Below are 19,769 nucleotides of genomic sequence, written 5' to 3' on the forward strand. Positions count from 1 at the left end.
ATTCTGGGTAAGGAGAGCAATTATGACAGCAATGTTGTCAGGTGCAGAGATGGTGGTGCAATCTCTGATAGAGGAAAACGTAGAGCAGATCTTCGGTTATCCGGGTGGTTCCGTTTTGGATATCTATGATGCACTGCACGCAAAAACCGACCAAATTAAACACGTACTAGTAAGACACGAACAGGCTGCGACGCACATGGCTGATGGCTATGCTCGCGCAACAGGTAAGCCGGGTGTGGTACTGGTATGTTCAGGGCCTGGCGCAACCAATACCATTACCGGTATTGCAACGGCGTACATGGACTCCATCCCGATGATCGTGATTTCAGGGAACGTGCCAAACAGCCTGATTGGTAACGACGCTTTCCAAGAATGTGACATCGTGGGCGTCTCTCGTCCGGTAGTAAAACACAGCTTTTTGGTGAAAAAGGCGGAAGATATCCCTGAAACGATCAAAAAAGCCTTCTACATTTCAACAACGGGTCGTCCTGGACCAGTTGTGATTGATTTGCCAAAAGATGTAATGAATCCGCAAATCAAACTGCCTTACCAATATCCAGAAAGCATTTCGATGCGTTCATACAAGCCAACCACTTCGGGTCATAAAGGCCAAATCAAGAAAGCGCTGAAGTCTTTGATTGAAGCGAAAAAACCGGTGCTTTATGTCGGTGGTGGCGCAGTCATTTCTGGTGCTCACGAACATATTTTAGAACTGGCAGACAAACTTAACCTGCCAGTTGTCAGTACCTTAATGGGCCTAGGTGCATTTCCGGGGACTCACAAAAACTCGCTTGGTATGTTGGGGATGCACGGTACCTACGAAGCCAATATGGCGATGCACGAAGCGGATCTAATCTTCGGTATTGGGGTACGTTTTGATGACCGCACCACCAATAACCTTGAGAAGTACTGTCCAAATGCGAAAGTGATGCACATTGATATTGATCCGTCGTCGATCTCCAAAAACGTCAAAGTGGATCTTCCAATCGTAGGCTCTGCTGAAAAAGTACTGACTACTATGCTTGGTCTACTGGCAGAGCAAGATTGTGGCAACGATGAAGCGGCGATCACTAAATGGTGGGATGATATTCAAGTGTGGCGCGATCGTCAGTGCTTGTCTTACGAAACGTCGTCGGATCGTATCAAGCCACAGCAAGTCATTGAAACACTGCACAAGCTAACCAATGGTGACGCGTATGTGGCGTCTGATGTAGGCCAGCACCAAATGTTTGCGGCGTTGTACTACCCATTCAACAAACCTCGCCGTTGGATCAATTCGGGTGGCTTGGGCACAATGGGCTTCGGTCTTCCTGCTGGTATGGGCGTTAAGTTCGCGATGCCTGAAGAAGAAGTGGTGGTGGTGACGGGTGATGGCAGTATCCAGATGAACATTCAGGAGTTATCGACGGCCATGCAGTACGATATTCCTGTGAAGATCATCAACCTTAATAACCGATTCCTCGGTATGGTAAAACAGTGGCAAGACATAATTTATCAAGGTCGCCACTCTAACTCTTACATGAGTTCTGTTCCGGATTTTGCTGCGATTGCAGAAGCTTATGGTCACGTCGGCATTCGTATCGAAACGCCAGATCAGCTCGAAGAAGGGCTACAAAAAGCGTTGGATATGAAAGATCGTTTGGTGTTTGTTGATATCAACGTAGACGAAACCGAGCACGTATACCCGATGCAAATTAAAGGCGAAGGTATGGACAAGATGTGGCTAAGCAAAACGGAGAGAACTTAATATGAGACACATTATTTCATTGCTATTGGAAAACCAACCGGGTGCGTTGTCTCGTGTTGTCGGCTTGTTCTCTCAACGTGGTTACAACATTGAATCATTGACCGTATCGCCGACGGATGACGAAACGTTATCGCGTTTGAACATCACAACCACATCGGATGAAATGCAGCTGGAGCAAATCCAGAAACAGCTACACAAGTTGATTGATGTACTGAAAGTGCAAGAAGTTACTGAGTTTGAACACATTGAACGTGAACTGATGATGGTGAAAGTGAAAGCCAGTGGTTTTGCTCGAGCGGAAGTGAAACGTACGGCAGATATTTTCCGAGGACAGATTGTGGATGTCACCGCTTCTCAGTACACAGTGCAGCTTGCTGGCACCAGTGAAAAGCTCGACGCGTTCATCCAAGCCATCTCCGAAGTCACCGAAGTGGTCGAAGTAGCACGTAGCGGGGTAGTGGGTATTGCCCGTGGAGAACGAGCGTTAAAGCCTTAACAAGCCTCATATCTGACCGAAAAGCCACTGTATTACAGTGGCTTTTTGTTTAGATGCTGCCAAATAATGATATAATTGTCGTTTTAGTAGGCATCATAGGCTGTAGGACGCGTGAAAGTAAAAAAGCTGGTCGGCACATTATTGGCGACAGCACTATTCTTTAGTGCCCTCACCGCCACCTACTACTACCAGAAATACCAAGCCCTCTTAGCGAATAATGTTGAAAACACCGCCAAAGAAGCCTTACACCAACTGGCTTACACTGGGCGCGAATACAACAATATTCAAGATCAGATAGAAACCATCAGCGACCTACTTGGTCACAGTCAAAGCCTTTACGATTACTTACGTGAACCCAGTAAAGCCAATCTGACCATCTTAGAGAACATGTGGAGCTCGGTTGCTCGCAACCAAAAACTGTACAAGCAGATCCGTTTTCTCGATACCTCTGGCACCGAAAAAGTTCGCATTAAGTACGATTTCAAAACCGGCATCGCTGGCCCATCATTGATCCTTCGAGATAAATCTGCGCGAGAGTATTTTAAATACGCGCAGAGTTTGGATAACGAGCAAATCTCAGCTTGGGGGATTGAACTTGAAAGGGACAAAGGTGAATTGGTTTATCCGCTAAGTCCGTCACTACGCATTTTGATGCCAATTTCAGTGAATGACGTTCGACAGGGTTACTTAGTGTTGAATGTCGATATCGAGTATCTGTCATCCCTTCTCAACTATTCACCAGTGCGAGATTTCCACATCGAGTTGGTTAAGCACAACGGCTTTTATATCGCGAGTCCTGACGAGTCGCGCTTGTATGGCGATATTATTCCTGAGCGTTCTCAGTTTAATTTCTCGAACATGTATCCAGATATATGGCCGCGAGTGGTATCTGAGCAAGCGGGGTACTCTTATAACGGTGAACATTTGATTGCGTTTAGCTCGATTAAGTTTGTCTCCAACGAACCTTTGCATCTCATCATCGACCTCTCGAATGAGCAGTTGTCAAAAAGAGCGACGCGCGACATCAATGACCTTATTCAAGAATCCTTGTTTGTATTAAGTCTTGTACTGGTTTTCACTTTGCCAATTACCGCGTTGGCGCTGCATTACCGTCGTCATAGTGTGGAATCGAAGTTAGCCCGTGCCGCACTCGATGGTATGACCGCCGTCATGATTTCTGACGCATCGCTTCGCATCATCATGGTCAACCAAGAGTTTGAAAACATGATGGGTTATTCTACCGAACAAGTGAAAGGCTCGAATGCCCACAGCCTGATTTTGCTTCCTGAAGACCTCGAAGAGACGCTAAACATTTGGAATAAGTTAGGGCGCGAGAATGTTTGGGAAGGCGAAGTACGCTGCCGTACCCAATTGAATCATGTGTTTACGGCGATCATGCGTATCCAAGCGAACTTAACAAAGTCCGGTAAAATCAGCTATTACATCACTTCGCTGGTGGATATTTCTGAACGTAAAGCGTTGGAAGAGCAGCTGCGCAACTTAAGTGAGAAAGACGGTTTGACTGGACTGTGGAACCGCAGAAAGTTTGAAGAACAATTAACCCACTACGCGAATATTGTAGAACGTTATCCTGATACACCGACGACGTGTTTGGCTTTGTTTGATATTGACCACTTTAAGCGCATTAACGATGAACGCGGTCACGATGAAGGGGATAAAGTCATTTGTAGCGTCGCAGAAACGTTACTACGTGAAGTGCGCACTACGGATTTTGTTTCTCGTGTCGGTGGTGAGGAGTTTGCGGTGATCATGCCTCATACCACAGTTAAAGAGGCCGAAGTGGTGCTCAATCGTTTGCGAGTCGCGGTTCAGCTGCGAAGCAATATGACCGTTACCGTCAGTGCGGGTTATAGTGACCTTACTGCCGATCGAACTCGAAGCTATAAGTGCGCAGATATCGCGCTGTATGAATCCAAAAGCGCTGGTAGAAACTGCGTTTCTTTGTGTCATAGCATTGATGATATTGCTTAGTTCACATGAGCGAGAGAACCGTTTATACCAAAAAGAAAAAATCGGGATATACCCGATTTTTCGTTAATAAGCGAGTTGATTTGGCGTGACGTTTATAGCGGATTGTCGATGGCGGTTTCGACACATTGCAACGACTTCAACAAATAACGATCCAGAAACTGCACCGCATCGTCACTATTTTTAGACAGCGATAACTTCATGATCATCTCTTGTTCATCGATATTGCAGTGACCTTGATTGTTCGTTCCTAGCACTTGCATAGCAAAGTAATGGTAACGCTTGATCTGGTTTAAAATATCTCGGAAGAAGGTAAACAAATTGTGCGAGTTCGCCCCCTCAAGCAACGCCTCAAGAAAGTGATAGTGGCGTTCTTCCCATTCTCTCCAGCAAAAGCCTTGGTCGAGATTCACTCGAGATAGTTTGTGGTATGAAGTTAGGACGTCCAGTTCCCAGTTCTCATCACCTGTCATGATCGCCTTTTTCAATAGAAATGAAGCCGTCATCCGTAGGCTTTCATACAAGTCATTCAACTCATGCTTACACACTGGTGCAACCCAGCAGCCTTTTTGCGGCGAGAGTTTGACGTATTTGCTCCACGATAGCTGAACCAATGCTTCGCGAATAGGGGAGGCACCTACGTTGTATTTCTCTTTTAGCTCTGCAACCACAAGTTTTTGACCAGGTTTTAGCTCACCAGTCAGGATATCCTGACAGATCATTTTTGATACTTTGTCGGTAAGAGTGGGACTGGACACATACACCTCATAGAATTTTTTATCGTGACGACAAAATTAAACAGTACGCAGTTCTGCGTGAGGTGAATGATACAGGTAGCGTATTATTAGAGCAAGAAAGCCATATAAAAAAAGAGGGCATAAGCCCTCTTTCTCAATAAACTGAAATGTTAAAAATTCAGTCTTATAGTACGTGTACAGAAGCTGTGTTCGTAGTACCTGAAGCGACTAGAGCACCAGAAACCATTACTACGATATCGCCTTTGTTACCTAGACCAGATTCTAGAGCAAGTTCTTTACCTGCTACGTAGAATGCGTCAGTGCTTTCGATAGCGTCAACAACAACTGGAGTAACACCCTTAGTTAGAACTAGTTGTGCTGCAGTTTTCTTGTTAGTTGTTAGCGCTAGGATGTTTGCAGTTGGGAAGTACTTACGTACTGAACGTGCAGACTTACCGCCTTCAGTTGCAACAACGATCAGTGGAGCAGCCAGTTTTTCAGCTGTGTCTACTGCGCCTTTACATACTGCTTCAGTGATGCGTAGACGTGGGCTGTCTAGACGAGAACCTAGTTCAGCTTTAAGTACAGAGTCAGTACGTTTAGCGATTTGAGCCATGATAGTTACCGCTTCAACAGGGTATTTACCTTTTGCTGTTTCGCCAGAAAGCATTACTGCGTCTGTGCCGTCCATTACTGCGTTTGCAACGTCGCCTGCTTCCGCACGAGTAGGACGTGGGTTGTTGATCATAGAATCAAGCATTTGAGTTGCAGTGATAACCATCTTACGTGCACGGTTACACTTCTCGATCATCATTTTCTGAGCGAAGATTACTTCTTCAGCTGGGATTTCAACACCTAGGTCGCCACGAGCAACCATGATGCCGTCAGAAAGTTCTAGGATCTCATCGAAGTTATCAACACCTTCTTGGTTTTCGATCTTAGAGATGATGTGGATGTTCTCGCCGCCGTTTGCAGCTAGAACTTCACGGATTTCTTGAACGTCAGAAGCTTTACGGATGAAAGATGCAGCTACGAAATCAACGCCTTGCTCACAACCGAATTTAAGGTCGTTCTTATCTTTTTCAGATAGAGCTGGTAGGTTTACAGAAACGCCAGGAAGGTTAACACCTTTGTTTTCGCCTAGAGCACCGTTGTTAAGAACTTTACATTTAACTTCAGTGTCAGTTGTTGCGATAACTTCCATCTCGATTAGACCGTCGTCTACTAGGATAGTGTTACCAACGTTTAGGTCAGCTGCGAAGCCAGCGTAAGTTACTGCAACTTTGTCTTTGTTACCTACAACTGAAGTGTCAGTTGTGAAAGTGAATTCTTGACCTGCTACTAGATCAACGTCGTTACCGCCTTCTAGTTTGATAGTGCGGATTTCTGGACCTTTAGTATCTAGAAGGATTGCTAGTTGTTTGCCAGTAGCTTCCATTACTTTGCGGAAGTTCGCGATACGAGTGCCGTGTTCTTCGTAGTCACCGTGAGAGAAGTTAAGACGCATTACGTTCATGCCTGCGTTTACTAGTTCAGTTAGCTTCTCTACAGATTCAGTTTTAGGGCCAATCGTACAAACGATTTTGGTCTTTTTCATGGAAGATACTCTCCGGTAAGTATAGTTACAATTTGAAAGTCGGTTATTTACTCTGAAGTTAGGCGCTTTTGATGACATTTAGTGCCTGCCACCCACCGATTTTCCGCCGTATTATTGAACTTCAGATTCTGAAAGTCTTTCACCAAGTTTAGTCATTTTATGACTAAAAGATCGGCGATTTTGGTTACCTTTTTGTGACTAATCCCACTTTATATGCAGAAAGTTGCAAAAAAATAGCCGTCAGTTCTGTAATTTTTTTTCTTTTCGGTGGCGAATTCTACCACCGAATGAATCCAATATCACTGTTTAAGAATTGTCTTAGGACAAGGTTTTATCGAGAAATATTAATTTTTTGGATCAAAATAAATGGACTTGAAAGTTTCGGTTTGACTATAATAAGTTTCACATCGAAACTTAAATTCAAAACGTAAATGTCGAAACGAAACACTCAACTGAGAAGACACGCGATTTCCAACATGGTAAATGAGCTCGGAGAAGTCAGTGTTGATGAACTGGCTCAAAAGTTCGAAACCTCAGAAGTCACGATTAGAAAGGACTTAGCTTCTCTAGAAAAAAATGGACAACTTTTACGCCGATACGGTGGTGCGATTGCCATCCCTACGGAAGTTATTCATGAAGAACTAAGCTCTAATGTTTCGACTCGAAAGTTAAGTTTGGCGAAAGCTGCGGCATCATTGATTCGCGACCATAATCGAATCGTGATAGACAGCGGTAGCACGACCGCTGCGCTGATTCAGCAACTGAACGACAAACGTGGCTTGGTGGTCATGACCAACTCGTTGCACGTCGCCAATGCCCTTAACGAACTAGAGAGTGAACCTACTCTGCTAATGACAGGCGGAACTTGGGATACGCACTCTGAATCCTTTCAAGGCAAAGTAGCCGAATCTGTATTACGAGCTTACGACTTTGACCAGCTGTTTATTGGTGCGGATGGCATCGATTTGGAGCGCGGAACCACAACATTTAATGAGTTGGTTGGCTTAAGTAAGGTGATGGCAGAAGTCTCTCGTGAAGTCATCGTTATGATCGAGTCCGAAAAAATCGGTCGTAAGATCCCTAACTTAGAGCTCGCTTGGCATCAAATTGATGTGCTGGTCACCGATGCGGATATCCAACCAGAGCACAAAGTACAGATTGAACAACATGGCGTGAAAGTCATTTGCGCCTAATCTAATAATGTAACCAGTTTCATATTTCGCTTCCCTCTGAATACAGGCCTTTGCTTGCTGCCTCTATCTGAAACATGGCTAGGGAAGAACAAAACTACAAACGGAGATAAACACATGTGTGGAATCGTAGGTGCAGTAGCACAACGAGATGTTGCAGAAATTTTAGTTGAAGGCTTACGCCGCTTGGAATACCGCGGTTACGACTCTGCGGGCGTGGCAATTGTTGACGCTGAAGCAAACCTAACGCGCATTCGTCGCCTAGGTAAAGTACAAGAGTTGGCGGACGCGGTTGATGAAGCGAAAGTGGTTGGCGGTACTGGTATTGCTCACACTCGCTGGGCGACACACGGTGAACCTTCTGAAATCAACGCTCACCCGCACATGTCTGGCGACATCACGGTGGTTCACAACGGTATTATTGAAAACCACGAAGAGCTGCGTGAACTGCTTCAATCTCGTGGTTACGTATTCGAATCGCAAACGGATACAGAAGTTATCGCACACATGGTTGAGTGGGAACTGCGTACAGCTGAATCTCTACTAGAAGCGGTACAAAAAACCGCGAAACAACTTGAAGGCGCGTACGGCACAGTGGCGATGGATCGTAAAGACCCATCTCGCATCGTCGTAGCACGTTCTGGCAGCCCAATCGTGATCGGTTTTGGTGTCGGTGAGAACTTCCTTGCTTCTGACCAACTTGCACTTCTTAACGTAACACGTCGCTTCATGTACCTAGAAGAAGGTGACGTAGCAGAAATTACTCGCCGTGACGTAACGGTTTTCGATGTGACTGGCGAACGTGTTGAGCGTGAAATTACCGAATCAAATGCAGAGCATGATGCAGGTGATAAAGGGCAATACCGTCACTTCATGCAAAAAGAAATCTACGAGCAACCTAAAGCGTTGATCAACACAATGGAAGGCCGCATCACGGCAGACTCTGTTGTAACTGATGCGATCGGTGTGCATGCGGCAGACATTCTAAGCAAAGTAGAACACGTACAAATCGTCGCGTGTGGTACGTCTTACAACGCAGGTATGACAGCGCGTTACTGGTTTGAAGACATTGCTGGCGTGAGCTGTGACGTCGAAATCGCGTCTGAGTTCCGTTACCGTAAGTTTGTGACTCGTCCAAACAGCCTTCTTATTACGTTGTCTCAGTCTGGTGAAACAGCAGATACGTTAGCAGCACTTCGTCTTGCGAAAGAAAAAGGTTACATGGCGGCGATGACCATCTGTAACGTAGCGGGTTCTTCTTTGGTTCGTGAGTCAGATTTTGCATTCATGACTCGCGCTGGCGTCGAAATCGGCGTGGCTTCAACCAAAGCGTTCACGACTCAGCTTTCTGCACTACTTATGTTGGTAACAGCCCTGGGTAAAGAGCAAGGTCGCATCAGCAAAGAGAAAGAAAAAGAGATTGTCGAAGCGCTACACGCACTTCCTAAGCAAATCAACGCGGCACTTTCTTTCGAGAAAGAAATTGAAGCACTAGCAACGGATTTTGCAGACAAGCACCACACTTTGTTCCTAGGCCGTGGCGAGTTCTATCCAATCGCGATGGAAGCGTCTCTAAAACTGAAAGAGATCTCTTACATCCACGCAGAAGCGTACGCGGCGGGTGAACTGAAACACGGTCCTCTTGCGCTGATTGATGCTGACATGCCTGTTGTGGTGGTTGCACCAAGCAACGACCTACTTGAGAAGCTAAAATCAAACGTTGAAGAAGTGCGTGCACGTGGCGGCCTTCTATACGTATTCGCAGATGCAGACGCAGGCTTCGAAGGCGATGAAACAATGAAGATCATCACGATGCCTCACGTTAGTGAAATCACGGCGGCGATCTACTACACCATCCCAATGCAGTTGCTGTCTTACTACGTAGCACTGATCAAAGGTACGGACGTAGACCAACCACGTAACTTAGCGAAAGCGGTGACGGTTGAGTAATTACGCTTAACAGAAAAAATCCTAAGCGGCACATGCGAGAGCATGTGCCGCTTTTTTTGTCTTGTGCTAAGCGTGATGGAGCGCTCAAGCGCCTTCGCCAGTAAGTTGCTTTCATGACAAAAATGTCATGTTGTTGAAAGGGTGGTGTCAGAGGCGGTGTTCAATAATGACCTCATTGAAAACAAGCACTCAAAGGTTAACAACATGAACGCAATCAAAACTGCTCTTTTTGTAACGGTAATGGCAATGACTAGCGCATCTGCATTCGCTCAACCACTTTTCACTGGTGGCAACTACGTGAGCCGCGAAGATATGAAAACCATCTCAGTTACCCCGACGGCAACGTCAGATGAGGCTTATCAACAGGCACTGTCTGAACTCAATTCACTTAAAACCATGTCGGCTCGTGAACTGAATAAAGAGCTCAATATCCTGACGTTTAATGTGAAGTCTCGTAGTACGCATTTAAAAGATGGTGGCTTCGTGACCGTGCAAGAACGCATGAATGAAGATGGTCAGTTGGAATATTTGGGCAAAGTGAATGTCAAAGTGCATTATGCCGAACGCGATAACAATCGATAATGGTTTGCCAATGGGGAAGAGTATGGTGTGGTTCACATCATGCTCTTTTTCGATCTTTATACTAGGTTCTCACCCTCCCGCTAACACACTAGGTAAGTAAAGTTGAAAATATTGATCGTCGAAGATGAGCACAAAGCCGGAGAATATCTGCAAAAAGGTTTGATTGAATCTGGGTATGTGGTGGATTTAGTGCATGATGGGGTCGATGGGCTGTATCACGCTACCAGTGAAGAATATGACTTAATCCTCCTCGACATTATGTTGCCTAAACTCGATGGTTGGCAGGTGCTTAATACATTGCGCAGTAGTGGGATTCACACCCCAGTGATCATGCTGACAGCGAAGGAGCAAGTGGAAGATCGCGTGCGCGGTTTTGAGCTGGGTGCCAATGACTATGTGGTAAAACCTTACGCGTTTGCGGAGCTACTGGCGCGTGTTCAAAACGTATTTCGTCATCATATTACCGCGCAAGTGGTCGCATCGCCGCAAACATTACGTGTGGCAGATTTAGAACTTGATATGATCAAACGCGTTGCCACGCGCGCGGGGCAGTCGATGTCGCTTACCGCCAAAGAATATGCCCTGCTTGAGTTGTTGATGCGCAAAACTGGCCAAGTGCTTTCACGTACCACCATTGCGTCGTTAGTGTGGGATATGAATTTTGACAGCGATACCAATGTGATTGATGTGGCGGTCAAACGTCTGCGTAGCAAAGTGGACAAACCGTTCGATAAACCACTGATTCACACTGTCAGAGGGATGGGCTACAAACTCGAAGAGAGTCGTGATGCCTAAGTTTTCGCTGCCTTTTTCCATGAAAAACAAGCTCGTGCTGATGTTTGTTAGCATGACGTTTGTGACCTATTTTTCTTTGGCTTTCATCCTACAGTACGCCATTGAGCGCCACTTTTATTCGCAAGATTTCAGCTATATTTCCAGTAAGTTCAATGCCATTGAGAACGAGTTAAAACGCTCGCCAGAGGATGTGTTCAAGCAAGCGAATAACAGTACGCTCTATATGTGGGTGTTTGAAGGCAAGCAGAACGTGTATCAGAATTCGAGCCTGACGATTCCTCAGAACCGAGCCTACAGCATTAGCTCACCTCAGGTCTTAAATCACGAGCGCGCCATCGAATGGAGTGAGGACTCGCTGAATATTCGCGCGTTTGCGTTTCAAGCTGGGGAGTATCAGGTGGTGCTCGGCATGAGTATCAATCACCATATTTTGTTTTTGGATAAGCTCGACTGGATTTTGTTTTGGGCGCTCGGTTTGGCGTTTGTGATTTCTTCCGCGTTGAGCGGTTGGATGGTAAAACGTGGGTTGAAGCCGATTGTGGGATTGAATCAGCACATTCAACAGATATCACCAGAGCAAATGGGCATTCGTCTCGACCCCGATTCGTTGCCAATAGAACTGCGCGAGTTAGCCAACAAACACAACGCGATGCTCGATAGGTTGCAAACTGGTTTTCGCCGCTTGAGCGAGTTTTCTTCTGATATAGCACATGAGTTAAAAACGCCACTCACCAACATTACTACGCAAAATCAGGTCATTTTAGGTGCGTGTCGAACGTCTGAAGAGTATCAGGATGCGATTGCCTCAACGTTGGAAGAACTCAACCGCATCACGAAAACCATCAACGATTTGCTCTACATTGCCAAGGCTGAAAACAAGCTCATTCATCGCCATGACGAAGTGTTTGCGGTGCAGGAGGAAATTGACCGTTTGGTCGCGTATTTTGAAATATTGGCCGAAGATGCTGAGGTGCGAATCGTGAGCTCAGGCGACGGTCAGCTCTATATGGACAAAAACATGTTTGAGCGTGCGGTGGGCAACTTGCTCTCCAACGCGATTCGTCATGCGTATGCTGATTCAACCATTGTGATTGACGTTCAAGCGGTTGATGAACAGGTGACGATATCGGTCCGCAACCAAGGTGACACCATTGCCGAGCAAAACTTACCGTACCTTTTCGACCGTTTTTATCGCGCAGATAAATCTCGCCAACATGTAGGTAGCGTAGGTGCAGGGCTAGGTTTGTCGATTACCCAATCTATCGTGCAGGCGTATGAAGGTGATATCCAAGTTCAATCAGAAAACCAGCGCACCGAATTCCACATCAGGTTGCCTTCGGCTCGTACGAGTCCAAAAGAGGAATAACCTGAGCTAGGTTGTCGAGTACAGTGATATCAGACATTAACTCTGTCTGCGGTGGCAATAAGTCTGGAATCATCACTGCATGGCAGCCAGCAGCAAGTGCGGCTTTAATGCCATTATTGGAATCTTCCAACACTAAGCATTGCTGTGATTTTAGCCCGAGTTTTCGATACGCCATTTGGTAGCATTCTGGATGGGGTTTGCCATGTTGCACATCTTCTGCAGTGATAATCAAATCAAACTGGTCGAGATAATTGAAAGGGGTAAAGTTATATAGCACGTCAGGTCGATGAGAAGAGGTGACCAGTGCTGTGGTTAGGCCCCGCAGTTTGATCGCAGAAAATAGTCCATCAAATCCCGTTTTTAGTCCGATGCCTTGTTCTCTTAGTTGATGAAAATGCGCATCCCGTACCGCTCTGTAGCGCGTCATATCGATAGCGTTTTGAAAGTGTTCTGCGAGAATTCTTTCGCACTCTGGGTCTTGAACGCCAATGAACTGTTGGTAGGTATCGTCGGTGATTTGTAAGCCTTGCTCGGCTCCTGCGAATTGCCAGCTTTGTCTGTAGATGGATTCGGTATCGAAAATTAAGCCGTCCATATCAAAGAGAATTGCTTTGAGCATCACACGCTCCTGTGGCAGAGAAGGGCCAGTCTTTTGCTATTGGTGGTAGCAAGCGGTTATAACAAAGCTACCTAGATCAGCATGAGTGTTAGGGAGCTTAGGTATAACAAGGGACAGATATTAGAACGGGCTGTCCTTGCCCAGTTCATTGCAAATTTCGACAATCGCGAGTGACAGGCCGGACTTAATGATTTGTTGTTGGCGCTGAAGCTGGAGTTGGTAAAACTCAAGATCGATGTCGTCATCGGGTTCGCTGACTTCCAATTGCACCATGCCCATTTTCTTCACCAGATGCAGTTTTTTGATCGGTTCTAGGATATTCGGGTCAGTGAACTCGTAGTCCGATGCATCGCTGTTCAGTTGGTTTTTCAGTTTAATGATGTCTTCGATATCGTGGTAGATGTCGTCGGGCAATACACCTAGACCAAACAATAACTTCAAACGAACCGATAAGTCGCCAAGCGGTCCTGAATCTTGCAGTAATGGGCCGACGACCGATTGCACAGCAAAGTTATCTTTACGAAAGATTCTTTGGATGAGTCCGTCGATGGATTCGTTAAATACGTCGACGGTCGCAATAAAGAAGCCACGTACCGATGGTGCGCTGTTGAGTCGTTCAATGATCTCGGTTTCGTTGATGTTATCTGCCATATACTGATCAGTTGTTTCATTATTATATTAAGGGGAGCAGAGCTCCCCCTGAGTCAATCAAAGCTGGTTGTAAAGCGACTCGATTTGAGCCACTTCAACATTGTCTTCAGCCAGACCGGTGTATTTTGCTAGCGTTTTTGTCACGCCAACCTCTTTTAATGAGGTCTGTAGCTCAACCGCTTGCGGATCGGTGTCGTTGGTGTATTTCAACGCCGCCGCGATCCCTTTCAAAAGTGTTTGATTTTCAGTGCCATACTCAATTGTACCGAGTAATGGCTTCACTAATCTATCATTTGCACCCAATTTACGAATTGGTTGTCGTCCAACGCGATCCACTTCATCCACTAAATATGGGTTGGCGAAGCGACCTAAAATCTTTTCGATGTAGGCATTGTGCATGTCGCGGTCGAAGCCGTAACGACGAATCAACACTTCGCCACTTTCCTGCATTGCTTGTTTTACTTCGGCATGAATATTTGGGTCTTCAATCGCTTCACGAATGGTGCGATGGCCTTTCAAACAGCCTAAATAAGCGGTAATGCAGTGACCTGTGTTTAGGGTGAACAGCTTACGTTCGACAAAGGCCATTAGGTTGTTAGTCTTTTCCATGCCAGCAATGTTTGGGATGTCGCCCTTGAACTGTTGCTCATCGACAATCCATTCGCTGAAGCTTTCAACAGTCACTTCCAATGGGTCATCGTTGGCGGCTTCTGCTGGTGGAACGATGCGATCGACAGCGGAATCAACAAAGCCAACCAACTCGTCTGCTTTTGCATGCAATGATTTATCTAAGTGTTTGTACACTTCACCTTTTAAGTGCGTTGTGCCACGCACCATATTTTCACAGGCGATGATGTTAAGTGGCGCGTCATTGCCAGCTTCAAAACGTTTGGCGATCCCTTTCGCGATGGTTTTCGCGATGATGTCTAATACGTTTGGACCCACTGCTGTGGTGACTAAATCGGTTTTGACGATGCGATCAATCACGTCTTCACTGGCTGAGTTTACCGCTGTGACGTGGGTAACGGTGTCGATTTGACACTCGGTGCCCACGACTTTCACTTTGTATTCTTGTTTATGGCTGAGCTGGTCTACCAACGGCACATCAACGTCAGCGAAAGTGACCTCGACTTCTGCGTCTGCTAAGAGTTTTCCGATGAAACCACGACCGATGTTACCTGCACCAAAATGAACTGCGTTTTTCATAATTCTTACCTACCAATATCTGAAAATGTTGACTTACGAAACTAGGGTGAGGCCAACCGCATAGGGGGTGACAGCTGACCTCGTTTGCCTCAGGAGCAAATTAAAGGAGTAATTAAGCCGCTTGTTGACCGCCAAGGATGTTTAGAATTTCTTCTACATCGTTGGTGCTGGTTAGCTTCTCAATTGCTTCCGGCTCATCGAGCGCGTTCGTAATGGTGGTGATCACCTGGATGTGCTCATCGTTCTTAGCGGCAATGCCGATAACCAGTTTCGCGACATCGTCGTCATCTTCAGTAAATTGGATACCCGATGGGTATTGGCAGATTACAATGCCAGTTTTCTTCACGCGGTCTTTCGCTTCTACGGTGCCATGAGGAACCGCGATAGACTCGCCAAGGTAAGTTGGAACCAACGCTTCACGTTCAAACATCGCGTCTACGTATTCTGGTTCTGCGTAGCCAAGTTCAACCAATTTGTTGCCTGCAAAGCGGATGGCTTCTTCTTTGTTGGCTGCTTTCAAACCTAGATGAATGTTTTCACGCTGGATTTGGAAAACCGATGGCTGTTGTGGCTCAAAGCTGTCGTCGTTGGCAGCAAGCACCGATACTTTGACCATGTGATCGTCATTCGCAGCCGACTGTTTTTGTGCTGCCAGTAACTTGGTGACTAGCTGGTTGTACATTTCGCTGTCTAGGAAGTTAGTCAATGAAATGTGGTGTGCGTTTGGAGCATGCTTACGTGCACGATCCGTCAAGTCTTTGTGTGTAATCACGATATCTGCACTCTCTGGTAAGCTGTTGATAGCAAGGTTGGTTACGTGGACGTTCAGACCTGCGTCCTGAACTTTCTTACGTAGCATGCTCGCACCCATGGCGCTTGAGCCCATGCCCGCATCACAAGCGACAATGATGCTTTGTACTGTCGCTAGGTCTACGTCACCTTTGCTTTCGTTGTTTACCACTGCGCCGTTTTTCGATGCAGATTTCATGTCTTTCATTTGCGATGTGGCTTTTTCTAGTGCCGCTTCATCGCCATCTTCTTCTGTCGAGGTTTGCGTTTTCATCAGTAGCGACGCAACCGCGAATGACACGCCTGTTGCTGCCGCGATAGAGGCAAGAACGCCAACAATTGAGCCTTTTTGAGTCATCAACAAGATTGCAAAGATTGAACCTGGTGATGCTGGAGAAACGATGCCCGCGTTAAACATGGTTAGAACGAACACGCCAGTCATACCACCTGCAATAGCCGCAAGGATCAGACGTGGGTTCATTAGAATATACGGGAAGTAAATCTCGTGAATGCCACCGAAGAAATGGATGATGGATGCACCGCCAGCCGTTTGGCGAGCCGTACCTTTGCCAAACACCATGTAAGCCAGCAGGATACCCAAGCCCGGACCAGGGTTCGCTTCGATCAAGAAGAAGATCGATTGACCAGTCTCTGACGCTTGCTGAATACCCAGTGGAGAGAAGATGCCGTGGTTGATCGCGTTATTTAGGAACAGGATCTTCGCTGGCTCAACAAAAATAGAAGTCAGTGGCAGAAGGTGCGCTGAAACAAGGAAGTTTACGCCAGCTGCCAATGCGCCTGAAAGCACTTTGACAAATGGGCCGATAAGGAAGAAAGCCAGAATGGCGCACAGCATACCGATGATGCCCGCAGAGAAGTTGTTGACCAACATCTCGAAGCCGCTTTTTACTTTACCGTCGATGTAGTTATCGAATTTTTTGATTGCCCAGCCACCCATTGGGCCAACCATCATTGCGCCCATAAACATTGGGATGTCGGTACCGACGATCACGCCCATGGTTGTGATTGCACCAACGACCGCGCCGCGATCGCCGCCCACTAACTTACCACCGGTGTAACCGATAAGTAGTGGCAGCAAGTAAGTGATCATAGGCCCAACCATGGAAGCTAACGTCTCATTTGGTAGCCATCCGGTTGGGATAAATAGAGCAGTGATAAAGCCCCACGCGATAAACGCGCCGATGTTAGGCATTACCATGTTTGACAGAAAACGACCAAAATTTTGTATCTTGATCTTGGCATCTGGTGATATCATAACAATTCCCCGTTCGATGTTCTGATGAATATGTTGTCGTAAACGGTTCGCCAAAACCGCTTGTTTGATTGCTTAGTACCCAATCAATTTACCACACATTTTCCAATTGGAACTGACGACGGGTTTTTCGTGATCAACCCCCGCATTTCTTCGGATGAAAAGCATTTTTTAAGTGATGATGATCAATTAATTGATATGTAACTTAATAACAAAAAATGACTTTCAAATCTGTCAATAAAAATATTAGTGATCAATTCGATCTTCTGACAAATATAAAATCAAAATTCATTGTGATTTAGATCACCTTTAATTTCTTTTTTAATTCAAATTAAATGCCTGAAGCGATCAAGGTCACATTTTGTTTGGCGTTCGGTTTGATTGGAAATGTGATCTATAACCATTTTGAGGTTTTGTGAAAGTTTATAACGTGAACGTTTGCGCGATGTTGGCGTTTTGTGGATTAAAGCTGGAGATGAGTGGCCTTTTTGCGATGAGTTTAACTAAACACTTTGTTTTTAATGTTTTATGAGCAAATAACGTATCACGCTGCACACGTTTTGTTTAGAGCGATTTTGAGCAGCGCGATACCTCCTACGTTTGTAGACGACGGTTAATTGTTCATAGCTAAATACTCGCGCGCGTTTTCACTGCCCATATAACGTGCAAGCGTTTTCTCAGGTACATCGCGTAAATCCACCATAATCAATCCATCCAGTGCGTTGTTAAACGCAGGATCGACGTTAAAACACACCAACTTACCATTCAAACTCAAATATTGGCGCAGTAATACCGGGACGCCTTTGCCTTCATCAATTCGAGCGATCACGCGAGATAGTAATTGTAAATCTCCCAATGCGGTTAGCATGCTGGTATTCCAGTTTAAGTTGGTTTCTGGCAGTGGGTTTGACGGAGTGACGTATTCGGCGCAGTCGTTGTCGTAGTGGTGTAAGGTCATCGATTGTGCCAGCAACTGACGCGCGGTATGGCTGTAATCATTGCTGATGCTCACTGGGCCAAATAAGTGCGTGTATTCAGGATGTTGATGAACAAAAGTCGCTATGCCTTTCCAGAGTAAGAGTAGGGCACTCATGCTTTTTTGATATTGCTCGGCAATCACAGAACGACCCATTTCAATCGACTTGCCCATTTGATCGAGAAAGCGTTGGTCATAGTTGAACAAGGTGCGCGAATACAATCCTTCTACGCCATATTTCGCCAATAATTGATCAACTAATCCAAGACGGTAAGCACCTACCATGCATTGGTTCTCACGATCCCACACAAACAGGTGCAGGTAATCATGATCGAAATGATCGATGTCTATCGCTTGTCCGGTCCCTTCGCCAACTTGACGGAAATTGTGCTCTCGCAAGCGGCCAATTTCATGCAGGAGAGATGGGATCTGCTGTGCGTTGGCGCAGTACACGTCGAACTCGCCATTTTGAAGCAATTGGGTTTCTGTCGGTAAGCTGTGCAGCTCTTCAAGTAACTGGCCTATGGGTAACCCTGCCGCAATAGGTAAGAGATCATTGTCTGAGACCGTTTGCTGAGTGGCACTTACATCGCGGTTAAGCAGGTAGGTGTTGAGCCTCAGATAATTGACGATCTGATCATCGTTGAGGTTATTGAGTTCTTTAAATTTGATTGCTTGCCCAAAGGACAACTCAATAGTTTTTGCGCTCTTGTTGAGCAGCTCTCTTCCTAACATCAAGGTACGTAAAAGAGGGTGGATTTTACCTGCCATGTAGAAGCGTTTAGAGTTCTGCCCACGAATGAAGACGGGAACAGTGGCGGCTTTGTTCTTACGAATTAACGCGCTGACACTGCGGCTCCATTCTTTGTCTTCTAAACGCTGTTGTTTGGCATCCACCAACTGTGACACTTCACCCGCAGGGAAAACCAATAACAAGCCGCCATTCGCAAGGTGTTTGTTGGCTGCTCTAAGTGCCTTCATGTTTGACTTGACCGCATCTTTGCCCTCGAATACGTCGACACCAATAAAAAGTTGGTCGAGCTCTGGCACGGTTTTTAGGTACTGATTCGCTAAAATTTGGATATCGTCTCGTACCATCAACAGTAGTTCGGCGAGAATCACGCCTTCAACACAGCCGAGAGGGTGATTCGCCACAATGACGGTTGCGCCTTGCTTTGGCACTGAGCCGAGCGAACCATGGGCAATGCGATAGTCGATACCCAAAATATCCAGTGTGAATCGCAAGAAAGTTTTGGTATCCGCATTCGCTGGGCGTTGGGCGTAGAATTTATCGAGCTGACTTAAACCCGTAGCCCATTCTGCAACGTTTTCACCAATGCCAAACGGCGTTTTACGAGGGAGACGAAAAGGGGTCGAACTATCCATATTTACCTCAGCGTACAAGTGGCTGATCGGATAGTAGAAATTACAGATGACAGTTCAGAGGCAAATCCATGAGCCTTTGGTGACAAACTGGTGAAGCTTTGTTGACCAAAGGCGAAGGGGATAGGACAGCTTTAGCGTTACGTTTTGTCGCCAGCAAACATCAGGATACTCAGAGAGTTGAGCGTTTCACCGAGACTTTCTAGTGAGCTCAAGACCTGTTTGGTCGGCTCATTATCTAGCAGAATTTGACCATCAAAGCTTTTCCCTTCGTATTGCTGTTCATTACACGCATCCGCTTGGGGTTCTTGTGTTGAGTTGTCATCTATAGCTAAGTCGTCAGCACTCAAACAGGCCGTTGAGACAAATAATCCGCCTAGAACCACCAACCATTTTGTTTTCAACATAATCTTAAAATTCACA

Annotated in this window: 16 protein-coding genes; 8 read left to right on the forward strand and 8 right to left on the reverse strand. The window is 46.0% G+C overall.

What is annotated here, in order from left to right:
* The first annotated feature begins 22 nt into the window (after positions 1 to 22).
* From DYB02_RS03045 to DYB02_RS03055, 3 genes are all read left to right on the forward strand, one after another.
* Positions 23 to 1,747: an acetolactate synthase 3 large subunit gene (locus DYB02_RS03045; protein ID WP_005480580.1), complete on the forward strand. Its 1,725-nt coding sequence runs from the start codon at positions 23 to 25 to the stop codon at positions 1,745 to 1,747.
* A gap of 1 nt (position 1,748) precedes the next feature.
* Positions 1,749 to 2,243, forward strand: coding sequence for an acetolactate synthase small subunit (gene ilvN, locus DYB02_RS03050; RefSeq protein WP_005459526.1), 495 nt, complete (start codon positions 1,749 to 1,751; stop codon positions 2,241 to 2,243).
* A 111-nt stretch (positions 2,244 to 2,354) separates the two neighbouring features.
* Positions 2,355 to 4,235 carry a sensor domain-containing diguanylate cyclase gene (locus tag DYB02_RS03055; protein ID WP_021453887.1) on the forward strand — a complete coding sequence of 627 codons (1,881 nt, stop codon included), beginning with the start codon at positions 2,355 to 2,357 and terminating at the stop codon, positions 4,233 to 4,235.
* A 92-nt stretch (positions 4,236 to 4,327) separates the two neighbouring features.
* On the opposite strand, the gene DYB02_RS03060 is transcribed toward DYB02_RS03055, so the two are convergent.
* Entirely contained in the window at positions 4,328 to 4,996 is a 669-nt protein-coding gene (locus tag DYB02_RS03060) for a GntR family transcriptional regulator (RefSeq protein ID WP_077345753.1), read from the reverse strand.
* A gap of 157 nt (positions 4,997 to 5,153) precedes the next feature.
* The gene (pykF, locus tag DYB02_RS03065; protein WP_005453794.1) at positions 5,154 to 6,566 is read right to left on the reverse strand and encodes a pyruvate kinase PykF; all 1,413 of its coding nucleotides are present in this window, start codon (positions 6,564 to 6,566) and stop codon (positions 5,154 to 5,156) included.
* Positions 6,567 to 6,997: 431 nt separating this feature from the next.
* Between pykF and DYB02_RS03075 the strand changes: the two genes are divergently transcribed.
* From DYB02_RS03075 to DYB02_RS03095, 5 genes are all read left to right on the forward strand, one after another.
* Positions 6,998 to 7,759: a DeoR/GlpR family DNA-binding transcription regulator gene (locus tag DYB02_RS03075; RefSeq protein ID WP_005453786.1), complete on the forward strand. Its 762-nt coding sequence runs from the start codon at positions 6,998 to 7,000 to the stop codon at positions 7,757 to 7,759.
* Positions 7,760 to 7,873: 114 nt separating this feature from the next.
* Positions 7,874 to 9,706 carry a glutamine--fructose-6-phosphate transaminase (isomerizing) gene (gene glmS / locus DYB02_RS03080; protein WP_005453795.1) on the forward strand — a complete coding sequence of 611 codons (1,833 nt, stop codon included), beginning with the start codon at positions 7,874 to 7,876 and terminating at the stop codon, positions 9,704 to 9,706.
* Between the two features lie 204 nt (positions 9,707 to 9,910).
* Positions 9,911 to 10,288, forward strand: a complete 378-nt coding sequence (locus DYB02_RS03085; protein WP_029805538.1) for a DUF3316 domain-containing protein — start codon at positions 9,911 to 9,913, stop codon at positions 10,286 to 10,288.
* A 102-nt stretch (positions 10,289 to 10,390) separates the two neighbouring features.
* Positions 10,391 to 11,083, forward strand: a complete 693-nt coding sequence (locus DYB02_RS03090) for a heavy metal response regulator transcription factor (protein ID WP_029805540.1) — start codon at positions 10,391 to 10,393, stop codon at positions 11,081 to 11,083.
* On the forward strand, positions 11,076 to 12,449 hold the full coding sequence (locus tag DYB02_RS03095) for a heavy metal sensor histidine kinase (RefSeq protein WP_029805542.1): 1,374 nt from the start codon (positions 11,076 to 11,078) through the stop codon (positions 12,447 to 12,449). Before DYB02_RS03090 ends, DYB02_RS03095 begins: the two co-directional genes overlap by 8 nt.
* Here DYB02_RS03095 and DYB02_RS03100 read toward each other — a convergent pair.
* The 6 genes from DYB02_RS03100 to DYB02_RS25620 all read right to left on the reverse strand — a co-directional run bounded on the left by DYB02_RS03100 (position 12,409) and on the right by DYB02_RS25620 (position 19,753).
* Positions 12,409 to 13,068, reverse strand: coding sequence for an HAD family hydrolase (locus tag DYB02_RS03100; protein WP_021450154.1), 660 nt, complete (start codon positions 13,066 to 13,068; stop codon positions 12,409 to 12,411). The genes DYB02_RS03095 and DYB02_RS03100 overlap by 41 nt on opposite strands.
* 120 nt (positions 13,069 to 13,188) lie before the next feature.
* The gene (locus DYB02_RS03105; protein ID WP_017449033.1) at positions 13,189 to 13,719 is read right to left on the reverse strand and encodes an MltR family transcriptional regulator; all 531 of its coding nucleotides are present in this window, start codon (positions 13,717 to 13,719) and stop codon (positions 13,189 to 13,191) included.
* Positions 13,720 to 13,776: 57 nt separating this feature from the next.
* Positions 13,777 to 14,925 carry a mannitol-1-phosphate 5-dehydrogenase gene (locus DYB02_RS03110; protein ID WP_029805545.1) on the reverse strand — a complete coding sequence of 383 codons (1,149 nt, stop codon included), beginning with the start codon at positions 14,923 to 14,925 and terminating at the stop codon, positions 13,777 to 13,779.
* A gap of 112 nt (positions 14,926 to 15,037) precedes the next feature.
* Entirely contained in the window at positions 15,038 to 16,990 is a 1,953-nt protein-coding gene (locus DYB02_RS03115) for a PTS mannitol transporter subunit IICBA (RefSeq protein WP_029805547.1), read from the reverse strand.
* A gap of 610 nt (positions 16,991 to 17,600) precedes the next feature.
* Positions 17,601 to 19,349, reverse strand: a complete 1,749-nt coding sequence (locus DYB02_RS03125; RefSeq protein ID WP_029862256.1) for a bifunctional lysophospholipid acyltransferase family protein/GNAT family N-acetyltransferase — start codon at positions 19,347 to 19,349, stop codon at positions 17,601 to 17,603.
* Positions 19,350 to 19,486: 137 nt separating this feature from the next.
* Complete coding sequence (locus DYB02_RS25620) at positions 19,487 to 19,753, reverse strand: hypothetical protein (RefSeq protein ID WP_029805550.1); 267 nt, start codon at positions 19,751 to 19,753, stop codon at positions 19,487 to 19,489.
* Positions 19,754 to 19,769 lie beyond the last annotated feature (16 nt).

The sequence above is a fragment of the Vibrio parahaemolyticus genome, assembly GCF_900460535.1.
GTDB lineage: Bacteria > Pseudomonadota > Gammaproteobacteria > Enterobacterales > Vibrionaceae > Vibrio > Vibrio parahaemolyticus.